General features: G+C 40.6%; 17 protein-coding genes. 5 read left to right on the top strand and 12 right to left on the bottom strand.

What is annotated here, in order from left to right:
- Positions 1 to 158 precede the first annotated feature (158 nt).
- Positions 159 to 1,769, top strand: a complete 1,611-nt coding sequence (locus M2419_RS17330) for a S41 family peptidase (protein ID WP_075994410.1) — start codon at positions 159 to 161, stop codon at positions 1,767 to 1,769.
- Here the strand turns inward: M2419_RS17330 and M2419_RS17325 are convergent.
- From M2419_RS17325 to uvrA, 5 genes are all read right to left on the bottom strand, one after another.
- On the bottom strand, positions 1,759 to 2,922 hold the full coding sequence (locus M2419_RS17325; protein WP_227550057.1) for an endonuclease/exonuclease/phosphatase family protein: 1,164 nt from the start codon (positions 2,920 to 2,922) through the stop codon (positions 1,759 to 1,761). The genes M2419_RS17330 and M2419_RS17325 overlap by 11 nt on opposite strands.
- The gene (locus tag M2419_RS17320; RefSeq protein ID WP_259255457.1) at positions 2,867 to 3,745 is read right to left on the bottom strand and encodes a rhomboid family intramembrane serine protease; all 879 of its coding nucleotides are present in this window, start codon (positions 3,743 to 3,745) and stop codon (positions 2,867 to 2,869) included. The genes M2419_RS17325 and M2419_RS17320 overlap by 56 nt, the downstream gene beginning before the upstream one ends.
- A gap of 11 nt (positions 3,746 to 3,756) precedes the next feature.
- Complete coding sequence (locus M2419_RS17315; RefSeq protein ID WP_153844313.1) at positions 3,757 to 4,443, bottom strand: rhomboid family intramembrane serine protease; 687 nt, start codon at positions 4,441 to 4,443, stop codon at positions 3,757 to 3,759.
- A gap of 12 nt (positions 4,444 to 4,455) precedes the next feature.
- A complete protein-coding gene (mutL, locus tag M2419_RS17310; RefSeq protein WP_153844312.1) occupies positions 4,456 to 6,342 on the bottom strand; it encodes a DNA mismatch repair endonuclease MutL in 1,887 nt (628 codons plus the stop codon).
- A gap of 303 nt (positions 6,343 to 6,645) precedes the next feature.
- On the bottom strand, positions 6,646 to 9,486 hold the full coding sequence (gene uvrA / locus M2419_RS17305) for an excinuclease ABC subunit UvrA (protein ID WP_259255456.1): 2,841 nt from the start codon (positions 9,484 to 9,486) through the stop codon (positions 6,646 to 6,648).
- A 157-nt stretch (positions 9,487 to 9,643) separates the two neighbouring features.
- Here uvrA and M2419_RS17300 point away from each other — a divergent pair, with 157 nt between their 5' ends.
- Positions 9,644 to 10,699 (top strand): DUF2157 domain-containing protein, encoded by a 1,056-nt coding sequence (locus tag M2419_RS17300; protein WP_259255455.1) that lies wholly within the window; start codon positions 9,644 to 9,646, stop codon positions 10,697 to 10,699.
- 3 nt (positions 10,700 to 10,702) lie between these two features.
- Here M2419_RS17300 and M2419_RS17295 read toward each other — a convergent pair whose 3' ends face one another.
- A complete protein-coding gene (locus tag M2419_RS17295; protein ID WP_182330674.1) occupies positions 10,703 to 11,377 on the bottom strand; it encodes a response regulator transcription factor in 675 nt (224 codons plus the stop codon).
- Positions 11,378 to 11,457: 80 nt separating this feature from the next.
- A complete protein-coding gene (locus M2419_RS17290) occupies positions 11,458 to 12,801 on the bottom strand; it encodes a sensor histidine kinase KdpD (protein ID WP_259255454.1) in 1,344 nt (447 codons plus the stop codon).
- A 113-nt stretch (positions 12,802 to 12,914) separates the two neighbouring features.
- On the opposite strand from M2419_RS17290, the gene M2419_RS17285 reads away from it, so the two are divergent.
- Entirely contained in the window at positions 12,915 to 15,287 is a 2,373-nt protein-coding gene (locus tag M2419_RS17285; protein WP_153844307.1) for an outer membrane beta-barrel family protein, read from the top strand.
- A gap of 143 nt (positions 15,288 to 15,430) precedes the next feature.
- Here the strand turns inward: M2419_RS17285 and M2419_RS17280 are convergent, their stop codons facing one another.
- The 3 genes from M2419_RS17280 to M2419_RS17270 form a co-directional block, all read right to left on the bottom strand.
- Positions 15,431 to 15,847 carry an OsmC family protein gene (locus M2419_RS17280; protein WP_070570243.1) on the bottom strand — a complete coding sequence of 139 codons (417 nt, stop codon included), beginning with the start codon at positions 15,845 to 15,847 and terminating at the stop codon, positions 15,431 to 15,433.
- 169 nt (positions 15,848 to 16,016) lie between these two features.
- Positions 16,017 to 17,345, bottom strand: coding sequence for an SGNH/GDSL hydrolase family protein (locus tag M2419_RS17275; RefSeq protein WP_182982197.1), 1,329 nt, complete (start codon positions 17,343 to 17,345; stop codon positions 16,017 to 16,019).
- Positions 17,346 to 17,367: 22 nt separating this feature from the next.
- Positions 17,368 to 18,594 carry an OmpP1/FadL family transporter gene (locus tag M2419_RS17270; RefSeq protein WP_153844305.1) on the bottom strand — a complete coding sequence of 409 codons (1,227 nt, stop codon included), beginning with the start codon at positions 18,592 to 18,594 and terminating at the stop codon, positions 17,368 to 17,370.
- A gap of 148 nt (positions 18,595 to 18,742) precedes the next feature.
- Here M2419_RS17270 and tpx point away from each other — a divergent pair, with 148 nt between their 5' ends.
- Entirely contained in the window at positions 18,743 to 19,243 is a 501-nt protein-coding gene (gene tpx / locus M2419_RS17265; protein ID WP_120335038.1) for a thiol peroxidase, read from the top strand.
- 71 nt (positions 19,244 to 19,314) lie between these two features.
- Here tpx and M2419_RS17260 read toward each other — a convergent pair whose 3' ends face one another.
- A complete protein-coding gene (locus M2419_RS17260; RefSeq protein WP_153844304.1) occupies positions 19,315 to 20,487 on the bottom strand; it encodes a PLP-dependent aspartate aminotransferase family protein in 1,173 nt (390 codons plus the stop codon).
- 136 nt (positions 20,488 to 20,623) lie between these two features.
- Between M2419_RS17260 and M2419_RS17255 the strand changes: the two genes are divergently transcribed.
- Entirely contained in the window at positions 20,624 to 21,298 is a 675-nt protein-coding gene (locus M2419_RS17255; protein WP_153844303.1) for a hypothetical protein, read from the top strand.
- Between the two features lie 136 nt (positions 21,299 to 21,434).
- Here the strand turns inward: M2419_RS17255 and M2419_RS17250 are convergent, their stop codons facing one another.
- Positions 21,435 to 21,923, bottom strand: a complete 489-nt coding sequence (locus tag M2419_RS17250) for an META domain-containing protein (RefSeq protein WP_259255453.1) — start codon at positions 21,921 to 21,923, stop codon at positions 21,435 to 21,437.
- Between the last annotated feature and the right edge of the window lie 161 nt (positions 21,924 to 22,084).

The raw sequence follows: 22,084 nt of genomic DNA, 5'->3' as shown, positions 1-22,084 counted from the left end.
GCTTTGTTTCCTGACCAAAACAATGACGTGAACTTTTTGTTTTTAATGTAAAAATATGGGTTCAAAAACTCGTTTAACCGAATAAACTTGCTATTTTTGATAAAGTAATTAATTGTTGAATAGTTTGTCTCATCTTCGGTAATTCATGAAGATTTCCCATGCAGAAAAGTATTAAACGAAATATTTTTGTAGCCGCTACATATGCTGCAGTATTGCTTCTCGGCTTGCTGTTGGGACAAAATTATGCCGAGGAACAGGGAAGTAACCAGAAAACAACCTTTTCAAGTTTGCGCTCCAATGGCAATTCTGATAAATTACAATATCTCATTCAATTAATTTCCGAGAATTACGTCGACAATGTCAGTATAGACACCGTGCAGGATGAAGCCATTGAGCATGTTGTTTCCCGCCTGGATCCTTTTTCCACCTTTTTGAAACCCAATCAAGTGCTAGCAAAGCAGGAAACGCTTGAGGGAACATTTGATGGTATCGGAGTAGAGTACTTTCGCCTGAAAGATACGCTACTTGTTGTTGGGATGGTTGCAGCTGGTCCCGCTGAGAAAGCAGGTATGCGTATCGGCGACCGCATTTTAAAGATCGGTAATAAGGATCTTGTCGGAAGAAAGGTTGCCGAATCCGAAATTGAAAAACTGATCCGCGGAAAGAAAGGAACAGCTGTATTGATCTCCATTCAACGCAATGGAGTAGTATTGGGCAATCCAATAAAAGTCATTCGTGATCAGGTAAATGTTTCGAGTTTAGATGCATCGTATATGATCGCTCCGAAAACGGCTTATGTGAAAATTCGAAGATTTGGACATAAGACAGCAGACGAATTCAGGCAGTCACTCATTGACTTACGAAAAAGCGGAGCTCAAGATCTTATTTTGGACCTACGTAATAATGGTGGCGGATTTGTACATACGGCAATTGATCTGGCTGGTCAATTTTTCAAAGAAAAGAGACTGTTGATGTATACCGAGGGTGCAAATGAACTGCGCCAGGATTTCTATTCTGAGAAGGCGGGAGATTTTGGTGATGGCCGGGTCATTGTGCTGATCAATGAAAGCACAGCATCAGCGAGCGAAATACTGAGCGGTGCTCTTCAGGATTTGGATCGGGCAACTATTGTCGGCCGCAGATCCTATGGCAAAGGTTTGGTGCAAGAGCAATTTGATTTTTCAGACGGTTCTGCAATCAATCTGACTGTGGCTCGCTACTATACACCGCTTGGAAGATGTATTCAGCGAAAATATGCACGGGCGAATTTTGATGCGGCAAAATACATGACAGGCTTCGATCTATGGACAATGGATACCGAATTCAGCCAAAAGGAAATGTTTACAACCAGCAAAGGAAAGCTTGTCTTCGGTGGTGGCGGTATTCTTCCGGACGTGACTATCCCGATTGACACCAATGAAACCAGTGCCAAGTACCGCGAGATATTTCATTCCAATGCAATCGAAGAGTTTGTTTATGATCGTTTCACGAAACATCTGCCGGCATATTCTATCGAGAATTTTATTAGTGGCTATCACTTGCCAGCAACAGAATTTGATCTATTCATTTCATATCTTAATAGCCAAAAGCGGATCGCGGTCACAGCCAAAGAAGCAAAAAACTTACATGATTTAATTCAATCCGATATCGAGGCCTTGGTAGGTCGATATTATTTTGGTCGTGAAGCATATTACAAAATCAAAAACCGAAGAGATAAATTTATTGAAATAGGTCTTAAAACGTTGGGGTATCAAATGCCTAAGGTTTAAGTTTAAGATCAGACCATACAGGATAATGATCCGACAATTTCTGTTTGACAATCTGATAGTTCATCACCTGAAATTTCTGGCTGGCAAAAATATAATCGATCTGGAATATCGGAAGCAGGGCATGATGGGTTACTCCCCAGCCATTACCTTTCTCCTTAAATGCATTGTACAGCCCGTCTCCAATTAGATTGACCGAGTAACTCATTGGAGTATCATTGAAATCACCTACCGCAATATAAGGATATTGACATTCATTCATATGTTTCTTTAACGAATGCGCCTGTTCGCTACGAAGCTCGAAGGCATTCTTAAGTTTGCGGCTCAATTTACGTGTCCTCGAATTATCCGATTCATTATTATTGGACAGATTTTGGATAAATTCCTTGTCTTCATTTTGAAGCGCAAAAGAACGGAGATGTATATTATAGATGCGAATCAGTGTATCCTGTTTTTTGATATCTACATAACTAATCCGGTTGATTCCGTAATCGTTGTCTCTGATGGTACCTGAATCATAGATTGGGAAGCGGGACAGGACAGCCATTCCATAAGCCTCGTAATCGTTTTTAGAACTAGGCTCAAAGAAAAAATAATCATAGCCCAGTTTATCCTTGAATTCTTCGGAGAACACATGTTTTCCTTTGATCTTGCTAATATATTCCTGAAAGCAGATCACATCGGGAGATATGCTGTCAATAATTCGGACAACGTCGGCTTTAAAGTTTTTTTTCTCATCGTTTACTTTTTTGAACAAATGAGCATTGAAGGTCATGATGCGCAGGGTACGTGTCTCGGAGGATACAGGGGCATTCTCTTTGCGAATGTTCCAATGTTTAGTTAAAAAAGGCCATCCAATGAGGATTGTTACGAGTGAATAAAGAGCAATTTTCCGTTTGCGGAGTAGCCAATAAAAGATAAATCCAATATTGATAAGAAGAATTGGAAGGTAGCCCAGGCCCATAAATGCAATGGGCCAAAAAGATTTAGGATTAATGAAGGTCGCCGAATAGCTCATAAGCAATGCAACGATCGCAAGCATATTTGCCAGGAACATTGTTTTACTTATAAAGCCCAGTTTTCTTCTTAAAAATGTCCTTTTATCCATCAACCTTGTCACCACTATTGCTTGCCCTAAAGAGCGTTTCTTTTTCATGGTTCGTTAGACTGTCGTAGCCAGAAACAGAAATTTTATCTAAGATAGCATCGATTTCGTCCTGATTGGGTAAGTCATAACGATGTTTCCGATTTGTCGGAATATTGTTACCTACAACGACTTTCATTTTTGCAGGCTTCTTTTGTTTTTTCTGAAAAATTGTAGACCAGTCCATCCCCGATTTTAGCGCATAAGTGAATCCCATTCCAAAAAGTATAACTGCAAAATACGAAATGGCTGCTGGTCGATTAGTCATGGTAAGCGCAAGGAATTCCAATCCAAAATAAATGATAGCCACCAACTTTAGTTTCACAGTACCAATCAGCAGAAGTCGTAATTCATATTTGGGAACCAAAGTGACAATTGCCGCCAATACTGCTGCCAACGGGAGAGAGCCGCCCATGAGCTGAACGCTGTCAGAAACGGGAATAAGTGACCCAAAGCCCACATAAAGAACGCTGCCGAGCAGCCACGAAGCGATATAGACAAATAGAAATTGCCGCTTGTTTAAGAAGGTAAAAAAGATCTGACCGACCCAATAGAGCCAAAGACTATCAAAAAGTATGGTCAGAAGCTTGACGTAAACAAAATTCGATGTGATTAATGACCAAGGCTGTGCAATAAATGCTGAGAAATTACTCGGTAAACTCAACCGGCGTACAATAGGCTCCAAAAAGCTTTGTGGTACAATTTTTAATTCGAAGAGTAGATCTAAAAAATAAATGAGGACAAATAAACAGACCTGAATACTGATCACCAAAGGTACGGGCGAGCCAGTTTTATAGGTTTGTCTCCAAAAATCTTTTAAACCGATGTTATTCATTGCGCACGATATTAATAAATTCCTTTTCTAATCTTCCACAGTTTAAGCAGTAGATAGCCAAATAGTGCACCACCGACATGCGCCAGGTGAGCCACAGAATCTCCTGGTCTAGACAAGCTCATATAAATTTCGATGAGGATGAATCCACCGATCATATACTTTGCTTTGACTGGTACAGGAATAAACAAAAATTGAAGTGGTATGTTTGGAAAAAGGTAGGCAAATGCTAATAGAACACCATAAATGGCTCCTGAGGCCCCCAACATCGGAATGAGGTAAGTTAGTGCTTCATTATTTCCGGTATTGGCCATGGCAATAAGTTCGTTTCCGCTTATGCCGTGAAGTGGAGCGAAAGAACCTGTCGCATTATAGAGTTGTATACCATTTACAGCTGTATAAAGAAACCAGGCACCGATTCCCGAAACCAAGTAGAAATTTAAAAAACGTTTTGACCCAAGTACCTGCTCAATCATAGGACCGAACATAACCAGGGAAAACATATTGAAGAAAATATGGGTAATATTGTTCTTGTCATGCATAAACATATGCGTAATCACCTGCCAGATTTTAAAATAAGGGGAGTCTGGATAATAGACCGCAAGATAATCATATGCTGCAGGTACAAGTTGTGATCCAATATAAAATATGATATTGATGATCAATAAATTCTTGATAACAGGTGTCAGTTGTGGAAACATATATTTTATCTTCTAATTTTTACCAAATTTTTCCGCTAATTCTTGCAATGTAAATGTTACAATTACAGGGTTGCCATAAATGGAGATATTGGGTGAGTGACAAGCAAAAAGTCTATCCACAAGCTCCGCCATCGCTGTATTGTCCAATACGGTACCGGGCTTAATGGCCGCATTACGGGCAAGACTCTTGGCAAGATTTTCTCGCTTAGCGAGCTTATACTCAGATTGATTGTTTTTGTAATCCTCCAATATTTTCTCAATCATCTTTATTTCGTCGAATCCTGTTCCTAAGTCTGCAGGAATTCCGTCAATAATATAGGAATTTTTTCCAAATTCACGAATTTGAAAGCCTAAGCCATTGATGTCCTCCAGGAGGTCTTTCATTAATTCATTATCTGCAGCATTCAGGTCCAAAGTCTGTGGAAACAAACTTTGTTGACTCAGACCTTTATGTTGGTCCAGTTGCGCAAGAAATTGTTCAAAGAGAATACGTTCATGTGCAGCCTGTTGATCGATTAGAATAAATCCAGAGTGAATCTGAGAAACAATATATTTATTATGGAGCTGAAAAAAGAGCTTTGAGGATGACTTATCTTCGGCCTGAATGGTCTGTGAGTTATCCGTATGCAATTCTGGCTCCGCATGCAATGGCAGCTGAACAGATTCCTCCTTTTCGACAATCTGGTACAAGGAATCCCAATTGCTGGGTATGCCACCTGTTTTCTTACTGAGTCCCTCAGCGTAGCTTTCCGAGCGCGTGTAGCTCGAACCAGATTTTGATTTGTCTGTATCAAATGGATTGAAGTTTGGATTAAAAGTTACCGTTGGAACGATAATTTCATCCAATGCCTTTTTTGTGATGAGATTGGTGAAGCTCGTTTCCTGTTCAAAATCCAAAGATGGCATGATATTGTACCGTCCCAACGATCTTTTTACGGCTGAACGGATAATGGCGTAAATAGCCTTATCGTCTTCATACTTAATTTCGGTCTTGGTAGGGTGTACGTTGATATCGATGCGTGCTGGATCTATGTCGATAAATAAGACATAGAAAGGAAATGTTTCGGCCTGTAAGATATCTTCATAGGCATTCATGACTGCATGGTGCAGGTAGGGATCACGTACAAAGCGTTTGTTGACAAAGAAAAACTGTTCACCACGTGTTTTTTTTGCAAATTCAGGTTTTCCCACAAAACCTTCTACCTTAATGATGGATGTATCTTCTTCCACAGGGACAAGTCGCTGATTGTAATTGTTGCCAAAAATATGGACAATACGTTGTTTCAGCGTCTCAGCTGGCAAATGGTAGATCTCATTTCCGTCACTATGTAAGGATAGGAAAATCTGTGGATTTGATAAGGCAATACGTTGAAATTCATCAATAATATGACGCATTTCTACGGAGTTACTCTTTAGAAAGTTCCTTCGTGCAGGAATATTGTAAAAAAGATTTTTAACTAAAATATTTGTTCCGGCAGCAACAGCTTCCGGGTATTGGTTGACAACTTTTGATCCCTCTATCTCAACAACTGTACCCAGTTCATCTTCGATGCGGCGTGTTTTGAGCTCTACCTGTGCAATCGCAGCAATGGAGGCCATTGCTTCACCACGGAAACCCATTGTGCGGATAGCAAATAAGTCTTCAGCCTTACGAATTTTCGATGTTGCGTGACGCTCAAAACAAAGACGAGCATCAGTTACGCTCATGCCACAGCCATTGTCAATGACCTGGATCAATGACTTGCCTGCATCTTTAACAATAAGTTTTATTTTGTCAGCTCCAGCATCAATAGCATTCTCAATCAATTCTTTAATGGCAGACGCTGGTCGCTGCACCACTTCTCCCGCCGCAATCTGATTAGCAACATTATCTGGAAGTAATTGAATAATATCCGACATATAATACAAAGTTAAGAAATATCCATATTTACAGCGTATAAACACTGATGAAAATCAACCGGACATTCCGTATGTTCTTTAAAAGCAAAAACCTTTAATGTGTTCATTTATACAAATGAAAATGGATGGCGTTGATAAATAGTTGCGCCCTCTTCCTCGGCCGTCAAAGTCAGTGTGCGATATCTATTACCCCTGTAAGACAAAGCCCAAGGAGTTGGAAAACATTCCTGCGCAATAACCGAGCCATCCCGGGAAAACAGCAGCCACGAAACATAATACTTCGCAGATGCCGTTTTGTAGACATTACATTTCCAATTTTAAGAAACGTGCTGTTTCGCTTTTATTATTCTTAATTAAGTTTTCAGGTGTTCCTTCAAATAGAACCTGCCCACCGCCTTTGCCACCTTCGGGACCGATATCAATGACCCAATCAGCCGATTTAACGACATCAAGGTTGTGCTCGATGATCAAAATGGTGTTCCCGCGCCCGACCAGGCGATTGATAACGCCCATAAGAACATTGACATCTTCAAAGTGAAGACCTGTTGTCGGTTCATCAAGGATATAGAATGTATTTCCAGTATCTTTTTTAGAAAGTTCAGTAGCCAATTTTACCCGTTGTGCCTCACCTCCCGATAAGGTTGTCGAGGACTGTCCTAAGGTGATATAACCCAAACCTACATCCTGCAGTGTTTTGATCTTTCGGTAAATACTCGGTACATTTTCGAAGAAATCCACAGCGTCGTTGATGCTCATATCAAGTACATCGGAAATGGATTTTCCTTTATAGCGTACCTCTAAAGTTTCTCGGTTGTAGCGTTTTCCGTGACATGTTTCACAAGGAACCTGTACATCGGGAAGGAAATTCATTTCGATGACTTTCAGCCCGGCTCCCTGACAGGTTTCACAACGACCGCCTTTGACGTTAAAGGAGAATCTTCCTGGTTTATAGCCTCTGATCTTAGCTTCTGGAAGCTGAACAAACAAGGTTCTGATATCCGAAAATACACCAGTATAGGTCGAAGGGTTGGACCGTGGTGTACGGCCGATAGGACTTTGGTCGATCTCGATGACTTTGTCAATATGTTCTAACCCTTCAATTTTTTTGAAAGGAAGTGGAATTGCTTTGGCTCTGAAAAAATGTTTATTCAAAATCGGGTATAAAGTACCTGTGATTAGGCTTGATTTACCCGAACCTGAAACACCCGATACAACAATGAGTTTTCCTAATGGAAAAGAGACAGACAGATTTTTTAAGTTATGTCCGGTTGCTCCATGTAATGACAATGTTTTTCCATTGCCCTCACGGCGTTTCTCAGGAATCTTAACCTCTTTTGTCCCGTTGAGGTAAGCTGCTGTTAAAGAGTTTGATTTTAGGATTTCTGTTGGTGTACCTTCGGCAACCACAGTGCCACCATGAACGCCTGCAGCAGGTCCCATGTCGATAACATGGTCGGCATGTAGGATCATGTCTTTATCATGTTCTACAACAAGGACCGAATTGCCAATATCGCGTAGGTTTTTAAGCGCATTGATCAAACGTTCGTTATCCCGCTGATGGAGCCCAATACTCGGTTCATCCAGAATGTAAAGTACATTTACCAGTTGGGAACCAATCTGTGTGGCCAGACGGATCCGCTGTGCTTCACCACCCGAAAGTGTTTTAGCTGTACGATCCAAGGTCAAGTAATTTAGGCCGACATCCAGCAGGAAGCCTAAACGTGCGCGGATTTCCTTTAATATCTCCGTTGCAATAATGAGTTGGCGTTCATCAAGTTTGCTTTCAACCTGATCAAACCATTCTTTGATGGATGTAATGTCCATCGTTGAGAGCTCATGGATGTTTTTATCCGCAATTTTAAAATGTAAAGACTCTTTTTTCAGACGCGCTCCCGCACAGGTTGGACAGGTTACTTTCGTTCTGAAGTCATCTAAAGAAGGCGCCTCATCCGATGATTTTCCCGAAAACTCTTCCAGCATCTTAAAGATTCCTTCAAATTCAACACGATATTCACGTGTGCCATAACTTCCATAAGATACCGTGACAACGATAGGCTCTTCCTTATTGCCAAATAAAAGCTGGTCAATCTGCTCTTCAGTTAGTTTTTCAAGCGGTGTTGTAATCGTAAAATCTAATTTTTTTGCGACAGCTTTCAATACTTCCGAAGTCCAATTTTCCCGGGTAGGTCCCAAAGGGGCCAAACCACCTTTTTGAATACTTAGTTTTTTATCCGGAATAACGGCATTCTTATCAATTTCAAAAATATACCCCAAACCATCACATGTAGGACAAGCACCGTATGGGGAATTGAATGAGAAGGTATTTGGCTGTGGCTCATCATAAGAGATGCCCGATTCGGCATCCATGAGATAACGGCTATAGAATTGCTCCTGATTATCTTTCGTGGAGACCTTGATGATACCTTTCGCTGTTTTCATCGCCTGCATCACTGAAGTCTGTAAGCGCTTTTTATCTTCACGCTCTACTTTCAGACGATCTACGACGATTTCAATATCGTGTATTTTGTAGCGGTCAACCTGCATTTTTGGAACAAGGTCCAATATTTCTCCATCCACACGTACCTTCACATAACCTTGCTTACGGATTTGTTCAAACAACTCACGGTAGTGGCCTTTACGTCCCTTAACCACTGGAGCCAGGATGTTCAGGGCCTGTCCTTCAAACTCAGTCAAAATCCGTTCGATAACCTGATCGTCCGACATACGCTCCATTTTCTTCCCGGTCACATAAGAGAAAGCTTCTCCTGCTCGGGCAAATAGTAGACGCATAAAATCATACACCTCAGTAATGGTTCCAACAGTGGATCTGGGGTTTTTGCTGGTGGTTTTCTGCTCAATGGAGATCACTGGACTTAAGCCCGATATCTTGTCCACATCCGGACGTTCCATGCCTCCCAAAAACTGACGGCTGTAGGCACTGAATGTCTCCATATACCGACGTTGTCCTTCGGCATAAATGGTGTCAAAAGCCAAGGAAGACTTTCCGCTGCCACTTAAACCTGTAATAACAACCAATTCATTTCTCGGAAAAGAAACATCTATATTTTTTAGATTATGCGCGCGCGCTCCAAATACCTGAACTTCACTTTGTTCGCCCAAATCTGGGCTTCTTTTTACTGCCATGAAAACTCCTTAAGGTCCCCGTGTGAGGGATTAAATGCAAAACATGCAAAATTACAGATTTTAAAGGAATTATGCGAGCCTATCTGACTTTTGGAACAAAATGTGATATACAAGTGATTTAAAAAAATAATGTACCTTGCACAGTAAATCTAAATTTATGCGAAAATACGACGTCAGCAAACAAGAGAAACAATCGATCGACGATATTGTCCAATTTTGGAAAAAAGAGAACTTATTGGATGAAAAAAAAGCGAACGAGCTGATGGATAGTTTAGACGTGAAAAGTTTTGATTGGGGACAACTGGCTAGATACGCTTTTTGGATTGCCTTGGCATCTCTGGTCTTTGCTGTTTTTTCGTTGTTTACAGATGCATCATTCTTGGCCTTTGTGGATACTCTCTACGAAGCACCTAATATCCTATTTTGCTTCTTTTTCGCTGCCGTGGCTGTATTATTCTATACGCTGGGTTTTCGGTATAAGAAACGTTATCCTTATAAAAATCTATCCACGGAAACCATGATGCTGATTGGGGTTTTCGGAACTGCGGCCTGTATCGGGTTTATGGGTAAAGTATTGGATAAAGACACGATGCACTATTCCTTGTTATTTTTACTCTCCGTGGTGATTTATGGCTTTCTTGCCGTTAAGCTCGAGAGTAAGCTGATTTGGACGTTTATGCTTTTGGCCTTGGGCGTATGGTTTGCGACCGAGACTGCCTACCATAGTAATTGGGGATTTAAGTTTTGGGGAATGAACTACCCGCTGCGTTTTACCATTTTTGGGGCACTGATAACCGCGTTAGCTGTTTGGATTCAACCCAGGTTTGAAAGGCTACAAATCTTTCAGCCCATCAGTTATATTGTGGGATTGATCTATCTGATGATATCCTTGTGGACCCTTTCTATTTTTGGAAATTATGCTGATTTCTATGAATGGACGACTGTACGTCAATACCATATGTTCTACTGGGGTATTTTATCCACTGCCGTGTCGGTATTCCTGGTTGTCTACGGCTTAAAAGCGAAAGATAATGTCAGCAGAGAAGTAGGCTTTGTATTTTTAGTGCTCAATATCTATACCCGTTATGTCGAGTATCTCTGGGATAATATCAATAGAGCAGTGTTCTTTTTGATTTTGGCCGTGTCCTTTTGGTTTGTCGGCCGTTGGGCAGAGAAATTATGGAACAAACGGAAGGAAGAGATTGCTGGATAACCCTTAAAATTGAATCGTAAATCCGACACCTCTATTCGAACTGATGCCTAGATTGGGATCCAGGCTTAAGTATTTGCGGATCCGGGTAATAAAGACATCCATGCTCCTTCCTGTAAAGAAATCTGCATTTCCCCATACCTTTTCAAGGATTTCTTCACGTGTGACAAGCTGACCATTGTGTTGCCATAGAAAGAGGAGAAGTTGGGCTTCACGTTCAGTGAGCTTAAATTGTTTCAAAGTATGGCTTAATAATAATTGTTCGGGATGGAATAGATACTTCCCGATGGCGATCGATTTTGGACTACTATTTTTCTGATTCCGCTTTAATATATTCTGTATGCGAAGCAATAGTTCCTCGGGATCACAAGGTTTAGTGACATAGTCATCGGCACCGATTTTCAGTCCCGTGAGCTTATCTATTTTTTGCTCCTTGGCTGTTAAGAAGATAAAGGGTAAAGCAGGGTATAGTGCATTGATTTCTTTGGCCAGGCTAAAACCACTGATTTGAGGAAGCATAACATCCAGTATAACCAGATCGTAATCGGCTAGCTGCTGGAAATTTTCCGTAAGATCATTGGGCTGCGCTATCCAGTCTATGGCAAATGTGGACAACTCAAGGTATTGCTTGAGCATAAAACCAAAATCTGGATCATCTTCAACGAGTAATATTTTATTCATTTTTGTCTTCAGTAGTTAAGTTAATACAAATGCTTTAGTCTATGGCCGCCTATTTCCTTTCCACAGTTTATCCTTGTTGGTCATATTTCCGATGATGGAATAAGCACATGCGGCAGCTGGATTTTAAACGTAGTCCCTACACCGGGCTTGCTAGTTACAGTAAGCTGTCCGTGATAACGATCGACGATTTTTTTTACAAGGAAAAGACCTATTCCCAGGCCTTTGGTGTCGTGAACATTGTCTTTTTGGATGCGGTAAAACTTGTCGAAAATATAAGGTAGCTCGGACTCCTCCATGCCATAGCCGTTATCCTGTACATAAACCGAGAGCTTACCTTTCTGATCCTCAAAAAAGATATTAATCCAAGTTGCACCATATTTTACGGCATTGTTCATCAGGTTCTGAAATAGTGTTGTCGCATCATTTGGACTCAGACATAATTTGCCGTCAGGCAAGGGACTTAATTGGAATGCGATAGCGGAGTTGGTCAATTGAAAATCGTCGAAAATAGCTTGAAGTTCTGTACTGGTGACAGGAGGCTGATCAATAGTTTGAAGATTTTCGTTAAGTGGATCAAGGGTTTGTTCCAAGCGATTTACTTGTCGTTCAATGACCGTTATAATGCTTTCGTCTGTTGATTTTCGAAGTGTTTTAGCGGCAATTTTCAGGGTTGCAATAGGTGTTTTGAGTTCATGTGAAATATTGTCGACGACATCGTGCAGTACGGTGATTTGTTTCTGCTGTTTTCTGAGATTCTGAATGGTTCTATAAAAAAGCCAAAGAAAAGCGGCCAGAATAAATAAGGTGCTCAATAGGAGTGAAGTGAGTTCTTTGAACAATATCCAGTTGAGATTCGTTACCTCAAAGGAAGTTTTCCGGTGTACAAAAAAGGTGTATAGGATCTCCCGGCTTTGGATACTGTCTTTGATTTTTTGTGTTTCCGTTTTTTCAGTTATCCATTCGCTTGAAGAGAGCTCTACGGGTTGACGAAACGTTCCATTTGTTATGTAGACAGTGATAGGCCCCGCTGCGATTTGTTTTTCTAGGTTCTTGAAGTAAATACCCAAAATTTCCTTTTTCAGGATGACATCCATTCCTAAGGGTTGAAATAGACTGTCGACATATCGCGTGAGCTTCTGGGAAGTCTTATGGGCATTTGCGCGGTATAGCTCTTTTAGTTTTTCGGCTGTTATCTCATTTTTAACCAATTTGATGTAGTAGTCTCTAGCAATGTCCTTGCTCATTAAATCATCATCAAAAAGCTTGTCGTTGTCATGAAGCTTGCCCAGCTTACTTTTCACAGTGGCAAAAATATCACGCTGTTTGAGCTGATAGGTATTGTACAATTGATACCCCTGTATGCCAATAAGTACGGCAAAAAATAACGTAAAGAGGACGATATAACTTTTGGGCTTCAATTCCATACACAAATATAACTGCTGAGGGCTAAGATAATATACCTTAACCCAGTATTAACCCTTCATTAACCATTATTTGTCGCAACTATAGACACTTTTGAACCATTAAATACCGAAGTATGAAATTGATCCTATTTTTTCTGGCTTTCCCCTTGTTGCTTTCAGCACAGACCAAACAAATCGGGGGACAAGTACAGGATGCAAACAAAATTGTGCTGGCGGGAGCGACCGTTATGCTATTGGATAGCAACTATCAAGAGATCCGTGAAGTAAAGACTGACCATTTTGGAAAGTTTATACTTACGCTGGATCATCCTAGTGGATACTATCTACGGACAACCTATCTGAACTTCAAGTCTCAGGAACTTTTTTTTCGCAGCGATACCATTTCTCGCCCTTTGTTACTTGAACTTCTTCCTGAAGCAAAGGTACTCGAAGAAGCGCAGGTCGTGGGTCGAGCTCCCCGATTGATCCGTAAGTTGGACCGCTTGGAATTTAACGTTCAAAATTCCAATCTTTCAGCACTGAATAGCTGGGATATTTTGAAGCGTACGCCATTGGTAATGGTGAATGGTGCGGATTTAATGGTCCGGGGGAACAAAAATATTGTTGTCCTCATTAATGACCGAAAAGTAATGCTCACGGGGGACGAACTGAAAACCTATCTGGAGAATACAGCAGGTAGCGACGTGCAATCGATAGAGGTTATTACCAATCCACCTGCAAAATATGAAGCTGAGGGAAGCACGATTATCAATATTAAACTTTCCAAATCCAACCTATATGGCTATAGAGGCACGGTGATTGCATTGGCCGAAAAAAGCAGTACCTGGAAGCAACTGTTTGGACTGACCCAGTATTATAAAAATGAAAAATTCAATCTTCGTGGTACTTATAATTTCGGACGAGGGACCTATGCACGCTATGAAACGAATTATGTATATTATCCGAATGAGCAAACCTCATGGGAAGGTGTCATGGATCGATTTGATACCAATAACAGTCAGAACAGCTATGTATTTTCGATAGACTATACCCCCGATACAACCTGGACGGTTAATGCTGGACTAAATGGTTATTACGGACCGAAAACCTATGGTATTTATGAAGTGCCCACCATTATATACGATAAAAATCATGTACAGGAGTCCAGTTATTTTACCACCAATGATCATCAACGATCGACAAAAACAAATAACCTCTACCTTCAGGTAACAAAGAAGCTTAATTCCAGGTGGAGCATAAATTGGTCATCCTACTTCACTGACAATCATTCGACAAATGATCAGGATGTGCTGACGGCGCTGCGATTTAAGGGGGAGGAACCGACAGATACCCGATTTATCAGTAATAATGGAAATAAAAATCGGCTTTTTTCTTCACAGATAGATTTCACCGGAAAAATAAAGAACCTCGGTATGGAATTCGGTGGAAAATTTAGCGATGTGAAAACGACGAGCACCCTTGTTTTCTTTGATGATGAATCAGGGAAGCTTGAGCAAAGGCCTGATAAGAGTAGTGTGTTTGATTACAAAGAACGTAATGTGGCTTTGTATGGCTCATTGGACTATGCCTGGAAAAAATGGAGCTGGAAAGCTGGTTTAAGAGGAGAATATACCGATTTGGAAGGTATTGTATCCGAACCGGCTGATATCAATAAGCGTGATTATTTTGTGCTCTTCCCGACATTTTACATGCAATATGCCTTGACTGACGATCAGCAGTTCGGTTTTTCCTATGGAAAGCGTATCAGCCGACCATCGTATTCTTGGCTTAATCCTGCAAAATCCTATTACAATCGTTTTTCTTATTTTCAGGGAGATCCACGTTTAAGGGCGACGATCGTTCATAACTTGAATCTGACCTGGACAAAAAACAACTGGAATATCGATCTCTTCTACCGATTTGAAAAGTGGCCCAATATGGAAATTTCCCGCCAAGATAACAACAATCATCAACTGATTTTCCAATATACCAATATCAAGAAAGGACAAGGGGCGGGGATAGACTTAGGAAAGAGTTTTCAGCTGACCGGACGCTGGGGATTGAATCTGCAGCTAGAGGGGATGTATAACGAGAATTATTTTATGGGTACTGATGACGTATTGCACAAAAATGATGTGTATATCGGCAACGGAAACGTAAGCACCAACTATGTGCTGAATAAGGATGCCGGTTGGAACCTTGAACTGGGTAATACGTTTACATCGCCCACGATACAGGGGCCATTTAAAATTACAGGGTATTCAAGTACCTATGTGACGACAAATCGAAAATTCTTTAAAAAGAAATTTGAAGTAAATCTGTCTTTTATGGATATTTTCAAAACTGAAAAAATGACGATATCATCCAAGTACGGCGATCAAAATAATTTTTATAGGGACTATCGGGATACCAGAAAGGTCAATCTGACGCTGCGGTATCATTTTGGAAATCAGAAAGTCAAGAGCAGCAATCAGCCCACAAGAACAGAAGAGCAGAACCGTTTGTAAATCAGTTAATCTTGGTAAAGTTAAATCCTTCCTATTTTATTCATAATACATTGGTAAAGGGAATGAATACAACAGCATGGATTAAAAACAATAATCCTCCACATCGCATGTGGAGGATTATCAGATACTAAGAAAGTATTTTCTTAGTTTATTTTCAAAGAATACGTGATATTAATACCGCCAGCGGCAAGCATATCGTGTACCGAACAATATTTTTTAACGGCTAATTCAGCTGCTTTGGCTGCTTTTACCTCATCAATTTCACCTTTTAGGAAAAAATTAATGTGAATATCTGTAAATACTTGAGGGATTTCTTCGCGGCGTTTACCTTCCACCTCAACCTGGATATCGTCAATTTGCTGGCGTTGTTTTACCAGAATACTATGGAGGTCAAAGACGCTGCAAGAACCCAGTGCCATTAAAACCAACTCCATTGGACGAACACCTTTTCCTTCACCGCCGATAGCTTCCGAGCCATCAATGTTGACTTTGACAGGGGATAATTCACTGCTGGCTTCGAAATGCACAGCTTGGTTGACACGGTTTAATTTGATTTTCATCTTATTTTATTTTATTCTTTTTTGCTCGTTTAGGCTGTGAGGAGATGGGGTAATACTTCATCTTCTTTTTCAATCCATACGAGTTTTTTCTGTTCAATCTATACTAAACAAATATACAAAAAAGGCAGACGATTATTCGTCTGCCTTTTGTCAGTATATTGATCACTGTTTATTTTGAAACAGTATCAGGTAATTTAACCCCGCGATATTTTGCTACGTCAACTTGTGGGATCTTCGATCCATATTTTGAATTGATCGCACTGATAAAGATATTGGCCATTAGGGCATTTCCAATTGGCGTTAGGTGGATACCATCCAAAGAGAAAGCATTTCCGGTAATGTATTTGGCACTCACCGCTAATCCGTTGATACGAACACCATCTTTTACATTGTTCAAGAATTCATGCACATCAGCTAAGGCCAAGCCTTTTGAATTTGCAGCAGCTTTGATGGCGGTATTAAACTCATTGATGCGTTGTACGACAGTTGCCGTTTCGCTTACATCAAGCACGTATTTGTCTTCTACGGGGTTCAAAGGATGCAAGCCATAAGGAATTTGTGCTGCATTAGGTTTTCCCAATAATCCTGTTGAGGAGAATGGTAGAACAAAATAATCTTGATCAGTAGCTGCACGAGGACCTGACTTTGTTGCAATGTAGATATTTGTTACCGGTGTCGGCGGATTTGTTGCATTTACGGCTGCCAATAAAGCAGCACGGGTTACCGTCGTAAAATAAGGCGTTGCTGTTACATCAGGAATTGTTGCCAGTACCCCTTTTCTGTCCCCTTGAGTCAATGCCTGTACATAGCCATTGAGAATCGCAGTAAACTGAGCTGTTTCTGTCAACACAGTTGTCGGATCCGGTTGTTTTGTTGTTGGGTTAATGTTCACTACACCACCATTTGTTGCCCAGCCGAGCGCGTCGTTATTTCCAAGCGCAAAACTAAAGAAGGTATGGTTTTGCGTGGTGGAATAGGTGAAATATGTTTTCATCGCATCTGCATCAGGTAGTAATCGCTCGAAATACATGTTTCCAGCGGGAGACCCCATACCTGCTACCATAGAAAGGTCCATACGCATACCTGGTACACCAAGGTTGTTGATCGGATCTGTATATTTAGTCAATAATTTTGGTGAAGCCGAGCGGTAGGCTAATTTATCCGTTACCTGTGCCGTCACCGGCTGGCCATTGACAAGTGCTGTAAGCGTAATATAGCCTGAGCCATTGGCTTGATCTTCACTGAAAAATGGCGATTTGAACTCACCACCACCCACTTGTTTTAATTGCTCCGCAATTAAATTGGGGTAAGCCACCTTTTGGCCCTCCAAGTAGAGTCCTCCATCGGCATAACCTGCTGTCAATGAGTTTCCGATGGCAACATATTTTGAAAAATTAAGCGATCCAGCCGAAGGCTTATATTCGTCCAAGGACGGTTTGCATGAGGCGATCGCAAAAAGTGCTAACGCCGCAGCTATATAAAGTTTGTTTTTTTTCATCTTAGTCAAATTTGGCTGTTAATTACCATTTATAGCTTACACCGATACCAGGAGCAAAAATATTTGTCGCATAAGTACCCGAAAGATGACTCTCAACGTTGGTTGACTGGCGAGCCACAATGCGTTGGTATGCAAAAGAACCTGTGACGTCAATTTTCGGTGACGGTTTTACGGTAAAACCCCCAGATATCAAGTACCTGGTGTTATCTGGTGTCTCCGGATAGACATAGGCACTCTGTTGCACCGGTGTTGCGATCACACCGCCACCTATACGTAATTGTAGGCAGTCGGAAGCAATATACTCCAATCCTGCTTTGACAGATCCTGCTTTATCATATTTTTTTGGTGAATGCGTATCCTGTAATACAGGCGTATTTTCCTTGTAATCGAAGTCCAGGGACTTATAAATGTCGTAGTTGATGAGTGTGGCATCAATAGCCATCTTCAATTTCTCCGAAATAGGGAAGGCCATTCCCACTGCAAATGTGGATGGCAGCGGTAATTCAGCACTGAATTTGTTGCCCGCAGGGAAGTTGCTTGCGACGGATTCAGGTACGTCAAAATTTGCATCCCCATTTTTAAGTTTGGTGACGACTTTAGAGCGGTAACTTACCGATATTGCAAATTCGTCTTCTAAGTTATAATGAATACCCACGTTATACCCCGTTCCAGTTCCAGTTCCTTTTAGGGTTGCCAATCCGGCGTGACCATCCGGATAGAATACGGGAACAGAATTTTCGAGGTCTACGGTACCAATGTTGTATACAAAACCACCACCAACACTAAAATTTTCAGTTAGTTTGAAACTTAATGTGGGCTGAATATAGATTGCACGTAGCGAAAGGCTGACCAAACTGAATTTACCAACCCAATCTTTCCCCCAATCGACAGCTCCACCATAAGGTGTGTAGACTCCAATACCGGCTTTCCACCAGGAGTTTTTAGGACCGAATGCGGCAAATAATGAGAAAGGAGTTGAAATCTGATTTCTAGTATGATAAACAACTGTACTTCCAACCTCTTGAAATGCAGACTTGTACATCACGGCATTACCGGCAACGGAAATAGCATTATGGTCCATTTTTGCTAAGGCACCCGGGCTATAGAAAATGGAAGATTCATCTAAAAAGTAAGCAGAGCCTGCTCCTCCCATTCCCACTGCCTTGGGACTTTGTAGATTCACTTGTGATCCTTGTGCAAACAAGAGTGACGGACTTGCACAAAGTATTGAGAATAGTAGTTTCTTCATACTAGTGTTTATTGTTTGGTTAACATTCCTCTATCAAATACAATGCTAACATAATAAATGTTTGACTAAAATTAATAAATGTTGTGTAATATTTTTTTTGCTCGTACCTTTAAGTGCAAGGTTACTAAAAATTAAACGATCATATTATATGGCTACAATCACTTTTAAAGGCAATCCAGTAAACACGAAAGGCAGTTTACCACAGGTTGGCGAGCAAGCTCCTGATTTTAAATTAACTGCAGGCGATCTTTCCGATAAGTCTCTAGTAGACTTCAAGGGAAAAAAAATTGTATTAAATATTTTTCCTAGTGTAGATACCGGAACTTGTGCCGCTTCCGTACGTGCATTTAATAAAGAAGCATCGCAGTTGGATAATACTGTAGTGTTATGTATATCGAAAGACCTACCTTTTGCACAAGGTCGTTTTTGTGCAGCAGAAGGTTTAAATAATGTAGTGACATTATCAGAGTATAAAGATTCAAACTTTTCAGATGCTTATCAATTGGCTATTGCGGACGGACCTTTGGCGGGTTTGTTGAGCCGTGTTGTCATTACATTGGATGAGACTGGAAAAGTGTTGTATGAAGAGCAAGTTGCAGAAATTGCTGACGAGCCAAACTATGCCGCAGCGATCGCATCGTTGAATTAAGAAGGATGTGAGCGAATAAAAAAGCCTTTGTTTTATGCAAAGGCTTTTTTATTTAATATGTCTTCTTGTTGTTATTTTGTTTTCTCCAGAGCCTGCAAGATGTCGTTGATGATATCTTGTTGATCTTCCAAACCCACCGACAGACGGATGCTGCCTGGTCTGATACCTAAGTTCAGGCGTTCATCTTCCGATAACTTTGAGTGTGTGGTGGAGGCTGGATGCGTTGCGATTGATCTTGAATCTCCTAAGTTAGAGGTATATAAAATCATTTCCAAATGATCCACAAAGGCTTTTGCTCGCTCAAAACCACCTTTGACAACAAAGGTTACAATACCGCCACCAGCTTTCATTTGTTTCTTGGCCAGCTCATATTGTGGATGGCTTGGTAAAAATGGATATTTTACATCCTCAATTTCCGCATGATTTTCCAATGCCTCGGCCAAAGCCAATGCGTTAGAACAATGGCGGTCCATACGGATGCCCAACGTGTCTAAACTTTTTGATATGATCCAGGCATTGAATGGGGATAGCGCCGGGCCTGTATGACGGATAAAGAACATCAATTTATCGATAAGTTCTTGTTTTCCGACAACAATTCCACCCAAAACACGGCCCTGTCCATCCATATATTTGGTCGCCGAATGGATGACCAGGTCAAATCCATATTGAATCGGTTTCTGAAGATAAGGTGTGGCAAAGCAGTTGTCGATCGACAGAATGATATGAGGATATTTCTCCTTGAATTTACCCAACCATTCCAAATCAACCAATTCCAGACCTGGGTTGGATGGTGATTCTAAAAAGATGATTTTCGTATTCGGCTGGATTGCTTTTTCCCATTCTTCCGGATTAGCTGCGTCTACGTAAGTTGTTGTAACACCCCAACGTGGGAAAAGTTCCGTAAATAACTGATGTGTAGAGCCGAATATTGCACGTGAAGAAACGATATGGTCTCCACTTTCGATAATTCCTGCAAAGGAGGCAAATACTGCTGCCATACCTGATGCAAAAGACAATCCTGCTTCTGCACCTTCAAGAATACAAACTTTGTTGATGAATTCTGAAGTATTTGGATTAGCATAGCGGGAATAAATCATTGCATCCTCTTCGCCAGCAAAGACCGCCCGACCTTGTTCAGCGCTGTCGAAGATAAAACTTGATGTAAGGTATAAAGGAGTCGAATGTTCGCGAAGTGCTGAACGATCGACCTGTTCACGTATGATTTTAGATTGATCTTGTTTCATGATGTGTAAAGGTACGAGATGAAAATTTTATATTTGTATAATTAGCAATGAAATAACCCATTTTATGAAAAAAATATGGCTTTTGCCTTGTACTATAATCCTAGTGCTTTGCTTTTCCTGTTCAAAGGAAGGAGAAATGGACTTAGGGCAAAGGCCAAAGGAAATTCCGATCCTTTATTTGCAGTCATCTACCGCTGAATCATTTATGTCTAATGTGAACGAAATGAAACTGAGTTATCGCGGAAAACAATTGGATCGCATTATAGGGGGATTTTTAGAGATACCTACCGCGAACGGATTTGTCCCCTTTTTTACGGATAAGGTGTACTGGGACGTTCGTGTAAACGGAAATCGGATGATACTTGAAAAAAAGAGTTTTAATAAAGAACTTATATTTTCAGACAGGCAGGAGTTATTATTTGAGGGAGGCAAAATTGTCGAACGTAAAATTTTTGAAGAAGGTACCCATACCCGAGTATATTCTTATCAATACATAGGTGATTTGCTAAAAGGGGAGTACAGCTACGTCGACGAGCAGCTCAGGTCCCAAAAAACATTCTATTTTAATTCAGCGAAGAACCTAGATAGCCTCGTTGTAAGTTATCCTAATTCAGCTTTTAAATCTGTTCAGATATTTCGTGACTATGATACCAAGCCTAATAAGATCAAAGGATTTATGGTGTTGGAAGAGTTTCTTCCCCGCGCCTTGTCGACAAACAATTATCGAAGGAAAACTACAATATCTGTTTCTGTAATTGGCGAGCGTAGTTTTTTTGACGAGAAGAGCTGGGATGAGAAGCTTTTCAATTAGTGTTCCATCATCGTATAAAATTTTTAAACTTTCGTAAAACAAAAAAACTGTAAATACAAAGAGGATAGAAGATAATAATTTCTTAAAGAAGAGAGGCCGGTACATGTACCGGCCTCTCTTTTATCATAAGATTAACTTATTTTTTGACGAATTGCATCACGACGATATCTCCAGAAATAAATGTCAATTCATTATCTCGTACATCAAAGTTTGTCGTTGACTTTAGACCATTCATAAATTCGTTGTAAGCTGCGTTCTCACAGTGCATCATGGTTGAAATCAATTTATCTCCGATTTTGATCGAATTGCCTTTTTCGCTTTCGTAGGTTCCACCAATACCATTACAACCGTTGTTACCATCTACTTTGTGGTCTTTTGTGTTGAAAGTCAGTGTTGGAATTTTGTCCTTAAATAAATCCTTAAGTTGTTTTCCTGCAGTTTCTGGTGTGGTCAGGGATTTAAGTTCCCAGGTGCCTTCCAAAGACGAATTGTCCAATGTGCTTGGTTTTTGAACCGTAGTCGCAGTGTCGCCGCTACCTGTTGCCTCAGTTTTTTTTCCCGTTGTGTTACATGCGATTGTTGAAAACGCCAATGCAACCGCTAAAATCATTAAATTTCCTCTCATAATCATTTTTAATAATATAAAACTTTCATTATTTCTTCAGCATCAAAAACCATGAAAACAACCTGAAGGTTCTTTTTGGTCAATAAAGACAGACACTTTCAGAAAAAACATTCCTTTTTCTGCCCTATACTTATAATTATCATGCCAATCTCAAGTATAGA

It is taken from the genome of Sphingobacterium sp. BIGb0116 (assembly GCF_024808035.1).
In the GTDB taxonomy this organism is placed as follows: domain Bacteria; phylum Bacteroidota; class Bacteroidia; order Sphingobacteriales; family Sphingobacteriaceae; genus Sphingobacterium; species Sphingobacterium paramultivorum.
The sequence above is the reverse complement of the archived record's forward strand: the minus strand, read 5'-3'. Positions and strand labels throughout refer to the sequence as shown.